A 6,605-nucleotide genomic window follows, 5' to 3' on the forward strand; every position below is an offset into this window, starting at 1 on the left:
CAGGATTGAAGCCTCCTTTTGTAAGATCAATCTGGAGGAATTGACCTGCCCCCGATTTCTCAACCATTTATAACCGGAGTTTCCCGGTTTTTGACCCGCCCCGATAAACTGTGCCGCGCGAGATTAGAAATTTCGCCCTGCGTGGTTCGGTTAGTGCCCGTTTGGCGGGCACGATTGCGGTTAATGTAACTCAAGTGATGGTCTCAAGCAAGAGCGTTGAGGCCGGAGCGCAGTTCAGGCCACTGCCAGCAGCCGCCGTGCGATGGAAAAGTGGTAAACGCGGAGCGTTTTCCAAGGCGGCTTTATCGCCGTCTTTTCCATCGCTGCATACTGCTGCAAATTCAGCCGGCGTGCGGTCTGCCAGTGCAGAGTGAGGCCGGTGGTGGTTGTAGTCGTGCAACCAGAGAGCTAACTTGCGCCGGGCGTCGGCCAGGCTGAAGAACACCTCCACGTTCAGGCACTCGTCGCGTAATCTCCCGTTGAAGCTCTCGATGTAGCCGTTCTCGACTGGCCGTCCTGGCCGGATGAAGTCCAGATGCACTCCGTTGCTGTAGGCCCAGTGGTCCATTGCTTTACTTGCGAATTCAGTTCCGTTGTCAACGGTGATCGACTTCGGTACACTGCGGCCGGCGAGGATCCTATCCAGTGCGGCTGCGACCTTCTCTCCGCTCAGGGCTGTGTCGGCATGAAGCGTCAGGCACTCGCGTGTGTACTGATCGACGACGGTCAGTACACGGATCCACCGACCGTCGGAGAGTCGTTGAGCAACGAAATCCATGCTCCAGCGCTCATTAGGTCGCGATGCGGGCCCCTGGGCGATGCGCTGCCGCTGAGCCCGTTCCTTGCGTCTCTTGGTTCGCACGATTAAGCCTTCTTCGGTGTAGAGACGATAGATGCGCTTGGCGTTCACTTCCCAACCCCCTCGCTTCAGCATCACCGTCAGCCTTCGATATCCATACCGCACCCGGCTGCCTGCCAGTTCCCGCAGCCGCACACGCAACGCGTCCTGGGGATCACGATGATGTTCGTAACGAAGACTCGCCCGGTTGACCGGAATCAGCCCCGCCGCGTGCCGCTGGCTCAAATCGTGGGCTTGCTGCGCCCACTCCGCCAGTTCGCGCCGCATGCGAGGCTTCAGAGCTTTTTTGCGACGATCTCCTGAAGGATATGGCGATCGAGACTAAGGTCCGCCACCAGACGCTTCAACTTGTTGTTCTCTTCCCGAAGCTGCCGCAACTCGCGCAGCTCGTTCAAGCCCAGACCCGCATACTTCTTCTTCCACAGGTAAAAGCTCTGCTGGCTGATGCCGTGCTTGCGGCAGACCTCGACAACCGTCTCGCCCGACTCTGCTTCTCGCAGCACCCGTAAAATCTCCTCTTCCGTATAACCTTTTCTCGCCATCCCCCGGCTCTCCTCTCGTTTTCAGAGAACCACAGAGGCCGCAATCTCTCAACTTCAAAACGGCTTAGTTTTTGGGTTTTGGGTCAGAAGTGACGCAGCTTTCGAGCTACTTCCGTGGCGGTAACCAAAGCAAAACGGCGGTTTGCCCGACAGCTTGAATCACGGAAGGAGTTCAGAAAACTAGCGACCTTATAATTGGGCCAATCATTCGAGACTGGAGACCAAGGTTCGGACTTTTCTGTGAGGAGGGCTCGGAAATGCTCGGCTGGCACATTAGTGTTTACAAGCAGAAAGACGGCGGTGAATCTCCAGCGGCGTTCGCGACGCCGGAGGGTACACGCGTTGCGGTTTGGCAAACAGGAATTGGCGGGCTCGATTGGCTCAACGAACTGGTAAAGGCAGGCAAAGCAGTTGATCTCGGTGGCAATGGTTACCCATGTCGATACACCGCCCCCGCTCAACATCTGATGTCGGCGATTGCCGACTCGCCACCAATGGCACGCGACAACTGGCTTTCCGGCGCGGGCGACCTGATCACAAACAAATGGGAAGGAAAGACCGTGGTCGATGGCGACGCTGTCACGATCTGTCGCCCCGATGAGTGGCTCCTCGTAGAGGCCTGGGATGAAAGCTAGTTCGCCCCCAAAACTGAATTACTTCCGGGTGGGCGGTAATACATCCGCAATCCCGAATGTGGTTATCACAACGACGCATTGAGTGGTGGCTGGCTGCCTGTGGTTTACTGCCTGAAATTCACTTCGATTGTCATCATGACGGGTACTGGCTGTCCGTTTTTGGTTGCAGGTTTGAAGCGATATCGATCGACTGCCTCAAGGGCTTGTTTATCCATTTCGGGACTGAGCGATCGGACTACTCTTGGCGTTTGCGGCATTCCGTTGGCATCCACAGCGAGGAAGATCAGGCAAACACCGACTTTCCGCAGCTTTTGGTCCGCAGGAAACTTGGCCTCAGGGGCAATTAATGGGTAGGGAGCACTGACTCTATTTCCAATAACGCGGTTTGCAGAGCCCTTTTCGGGCGATTTGCTGTCATCAAGAATTAGGTCCTGCGGCACATTCTTTTCGGGCGAGAGGGTTTGCACTGGCACCGATTTCAAGCGGATGTGAAGGCTCTCGCCACCCGACTCTGACGTCTCAGCCACCACACAACTTTCTAGCTTGAGTTTTATTAGCATCGCCACTGCGGCGGGAACGCCGTCATGCCTTCCAGGGGTGAACCGGTCTGCCGCAAGAACCCCGAGCGCGAGTCGGTCAAGACTGCTCGCGAGCGCATGAGCGAAATAAGCATTCCGTGGTCTCCCGGAGTCGTCAACGATGAACGTGAGCTGAACCTCTCCCCTCTCGGTTTGTTGGCAGTCACTTCGCAGAGTGGCTGCGAAGTCGACTGGGAGAAGTTCCGGAAGGGTCACGTCGGAGCTGACCTGGTAGACCTTCTGAGGGTGTGTGAGTTCGTTACTGTCTGTGGAGAGACAGTGTGAATCGGCGGGAAGCGCGATCAGGAGCGCGAACACTAGGACAACGGATAACCGATTGATGATGCCCATGAGAATGCGATGAATCTATCACATGGCGTTAAGCTCGCGGAGAAGGAATCGGTTCCGAGTGGATAGTGGCCAACTCGTCCCTTTGACGTTTGTTCTCCCGCCCGGCGATCCCCGCCCGGCTCTCGGGGTTGGGTTGGGGAAGAGTCGGCGGTCACCCGATCTCTAGAAAGAAGAATCAGCGTCATCGCCGTGCATGCTGCTTACTGCGGAGATTAAATGCAAAAATCTGCACGAAAAAGTTCTACCGAAGACAAGGCCATTGGTGTCTATTTAGATGATGACGCGCGAAATCACGTCTGTGTTCTTAGCAGTTGTGGTCGCTTTGTCAATGCCAGTCCTGGCATCCGCCGAAGATGCTACGCCTCAATTAGAGGTCCAAACCGCAGAGGGGCGGGCTCTGTACCACGTTGGCGAGCGAATTCCTCTCAAGCTCAGCTTTACCGGGCCTGAGAACAAGCAATTCGAAACCAACATGGCCAGTTACGACCGTAGTGGGAGGATGGCATATGAAGAATTTATGGTCGCTCCCACCTCTGGCTGGGCTGATCCCCTGCATGTGTACTTCGGCAGCAGTGGTGGTTACATCGGGGGAGGGCTTAGGGGTTTCGCGCCCTTGTCAGCGAAGCCAACAGTTGTAAACCTCAATCTCAACGAATGGGTTCGCTTTGATCAGCCGGGCACCTACACAATCGTGGTCGTGAGTCACCGCGTTTCCGATGTGTCAATCGGCGGAGGCGGCCCGTTCGGAGCAGAGAGCCTGAGCCTCACGTCAAACCCGATTCAGCTTCGCATCATCCCAGCAACAAAAGCATGGGAGCGTGCGAAGCTGACAGAGATCCTGAACGAGTTGGAGGCAAATTCGAAAACGCCCGGCACCGAACCTGATTCGGTGAAGGCTGCGATCGCTGACCTCCGTTTTTTGGGCACGGCCGCAGCGGCTCGAGTGATGGCGCAGCATCTACGCGAGGATGAACTCACCCTCATGTATGAATGTGCCCTTGGGATAGACGGCCTGCGGGAGAAGTTGCATCCTATTGCGCTGGCAGCCATGAATCGCTTGATCGACGACCCGGACTTCCCAGTTTCCACGTGGTTTCTTAGCACTATGTCCGTGCTTCAACTGAGCGACGCAGATCCCGCTGTGCAACACGAGGAAAGAGCGAAGCTCACGAACGCAGATTGGGCGCTTGCACTTCAAGCACTTCCCGCGAAGGAAGGGAGAGCTCGAGCGCTTAGTGCACAGACACTGTTGAGTTCGCAGCCTAAAGAAATCTCACCACAACAGAAGGCCGATCTGGGCGGCATTCTGGCAGCGAGCCTGAAGGATCTGCCCGTTGAAAAACAGGTTATGGAGCTCCAATACGGCTGGGACGTTCTTCGTTCTTGTGACTTGCTGCCCACCCTGGAACTGCTTGCAAAGATCCCGCTAAAGAATCCTGGTAGCAACGAATCGAACTCTTATACCACTCGCGAACTGAAATCAGTTGCGCTGCACCGCTGGTTCGAGCTTGACCCAGTGAGCGCGCATGAGGAGGCGCTGAAACAGATTGGCTCGCACGACCCCTCAATTACCGCAGATTCTCTTGCTTTTCTACCTAAGGAAAAGCTCCCGCAGTTTGAAAGCTTGTGGGCGGACGAGTTCGTGACTGCAGATGACTATCAGAGAGAAGCAGTATTCGCTTCACTGATGGCACGGTTTGGCACCGGATCTGCTGTTGCACAGGTTCGGGAGAAAGCGAATGCCAAGGTCGGCGAATGGGCATGTGCGCCGCAGGGCGCTGCTCTGGCGTATCTGGTCGAGTTCGATCCTGTTTCGGCCCGTCCTTTGGTGGAGCGGGCGGTCAAGGAACGGGGTACGGGGAAGTCGGCATGTAACCATTCGGTTTTTCAGGACATTTCGCTCTATGCGACCGATCCCATTCTTACCGATATCGCTCTAGAAGCGCTCGATGACCCCGATCCCCAGGTACCGATGGATGCACTTATTTACCTGATGAGTTACGGGGACAAGTCCGCAGAACAGCCGATCTGGAACCGATATGTGGAGTGGAGTGAGAAGTGGCGGGGACGCGCGGATGTTCTGAAGTCGCGTGAAGCGGGTTCGGTTGGAAATTGGGAAGAGGTCGGGCTCGGAGAGAATTTGGCACAGGCGCTAATCCAGAATCAGGGATGGCTGGCAACTCCTGATTTGATCTCGGGCGTGCTGGAGCGATGTGTAGGCGACCAGATGTGTACGCAAGTGAAGCAAATCGCAGATCAAGCGAAAGCCGGACCAGGACCCTATCCCGTTTCTGCCTATCGCTCGGGCCAGAATGAGAACTATCAAGTTGCCCAGTACAATTTCAAGTCGCTCGAACTGCTCGAAGCGAAAATCGCGCAGTTTCCGCGCGGTACGAGGTTCTCACTGACACCCACTTCGCCGCAGAATCGAGACCAGATGCAACTTGAAGACCGCGTGCAGGAACTTTTTGAAAAGAATGGAATGATCCTTTTGCGTGTCGCAGCTCCCTCGCTCTTTTGATCGTCTGGGACTCACCTCTGATCACAGGAACCGGCGTCCTTCAAGTGCTGGTTGTATTGTTTGAATGCTAAGTCGAGGAGGAGCACGAGGGTGTTACAAAGGCTGAACTCAGCTGCGCGCTGATTCAGAGAACTACCCACGGAGGCTCCTCGAGACTTTATGTACTACATCGGACTTGATGTTCACAAGAAGACGATCAGCTATTGCGTGAAGGACGCAGCTGGCATGATCCAGAGTGAAGGCAAGATCGGATCGACGCGGCGCGAACTTGATGCCTGGATCAAAACCCTTCCCCAACCCCGGATGATGGCCATGGAAGCGACGATCTTCACGGGCTGGATCTATGATCACTTGCTTCCTCATGCCGAAAAGGTGAAGGTGGCCCACCCACTGATGCTGCGAGCCATTGCCGCGGCGAAGAGGAAGAACGACAAGATCGATGCCAGCAAGATCGCCGACTGTCTTCGTTGTGATTTCCTTCCGGAGTGCTACATGACATCGACCGAGATCCGCGACCGGCGGCGAACTCTGCGCTACCGCGGACTGCTTGTGAAGCAGATGGTTCAGATGAAGAACCGGATCTCGGGCCTGTTGATGGAGACCGGCGTGAGCTACAACAAGCAGCGACTGCACAAGGTGGGCTACTTCACCGAGCTGATGTCGGGCAACGAAGAGATCGACTGTGTCAGGCCGTTGCTGAAGCTGAGCCGGGAGACGATTGATCGATCGCAGAAGCTGGACTATGCACTGGTGAGTTCGCTCGAGCGCGACCCGTTGCTGGCCGAGCGACTGAAGCGGTTGAGAACCGTTCCCGGAGTGGGTCCGATCACGGCTCTGACCTGGGTTCTGGAGGTCGGGGATGTGGTGCGCTTTCAATCGATCAAACAGGCCATCAGTTATTGCGGGCTGTGCGGAGCTGAGAAAAGGTCCGCAGACAAGGTCGTGCGCACGCCGATTTCCAAGCAACGCAACAAACACATTCAGCAGGTGCTGGTGGAAGCGGCGAAGCTGGCACCCAGATACAGCCATGAACTGAGCCTGATCCACGAGAAGGAAAAGCAGAGGGGCGATCGCAACCGCGCCACGTTAGCGGTAGCCAGGAAGATGGTGGCCTGGATG

Annotated in this window: 4 protein-coding genes and 1 pseudogene; 3 read left to right on the forward strand and 2 right to left on the reverse strand. The window is 56.0% G+C overall.

Going from position 1 to position 6,605, the window contains the following annotated elements; translation table 11 throughout:
• Nucleotides 1–334 precede the first annotated feature (334 nt).
• Nucleotides 335–1,401 (reverse strand): annotated as a pseudogene (locus tag VK574_RS13650) (IS3 family transposase); the annotation flags it as partial.
• A gap of 257 nt (nucleotides 1,402–1,658) precedes the next feature.
• Here VK574_RS13650 and VK574_RS13655 point away from each other — a divergent pair.
• The gene (locus tag VK574_RS13655; protein ID WP_472800396.1) at nucleotides 1,659–2,036 is read left to right on the forward strand and encodes a hypothetical protein; all 378 of its coding nucleotides are present in this window, start codon (nucleotides 1,659–1,661) and stop codon (nucleotides 2,034–2,036) included.
• A 104-nt stretch (nucleotides 2,037–2,140) separates the two neighbouring features.
• Here VK574_RS13655 and VK574_RS13660 read toward each other — a convergent pair whose 3' ends face one another.
• Nucleotides 2,141–2,596 (reverse strand): energy transducer TonB, encoded by a 456-nt coding sequence (locus tag VK574_RS13660; RefSeq protein WP_472800397.1) that lies wholly within the window; start codon nucleotides 2,594–2,596, stop codon nucleotides 2,141–2,143.
• 697 nt (nucleotides 2,597–3,293) lie between these two features.
• Here VK574_RS13660 and VK574_RS13665 point away from each other — a divergent pair.
• Both VK574_RS13665 and VK574_RS13670 read left to right on the forward strand, forming a co-directional pair.
• Complete coding sequence (locus tag VK574_RS13665) at nucleotides 3,294–5,486, forward strand: hypothetical protein (RefSeq protein WP_472800398.1); 2,193 nt, start codon at nucleotides 3,294–3,296, stop codon at nucleotides 5,484–5,486.
• A gap of 159 nt (nucleotides 5,487–5,645) precedes the next feature.
• On the forward strand, nucleotides 5,646–6,605 hold a 960-nt coding region (locus VK574_RS13670; RefSeq protein ID WP_472800399.1), incomplete at its 3' end, for an IS110 family RNA-guided transposase.

It is taken from the genome of Occallatibacter sp., from assembly GCF_035317045.1.
Lineage (GTDB): Bacteria > Acidobacteriota > Terriglobia > Terriglobales > Acidobacteriaceae > Telmatobacter.

Bases quoted from the DNA above. Each gene is read 5' to 3' on its own strand.
- VK574_RS13655 (WP_472800396.1), top strand. From the start codon at position 1,659: ATGCTCGGCTGGCACATTAGTGTTTACAAGCAGAAAGACGGCGGTGAA.
- VK574_RS13660 (WP_472800397.1), bottom strand. From the start codon at position 2,596: ATGCTAATAAAACTCAAGCTAGAAAGTTGTGTGGTGGCTGAGACGTCA.
- VK574_RS13665 (WP_472800398.1), top strand. From the start codon at position 3,294: ATGCCAGTCCTGGCATCCGCCGAAGATGCTACGCCTCAATTAGAGGTC.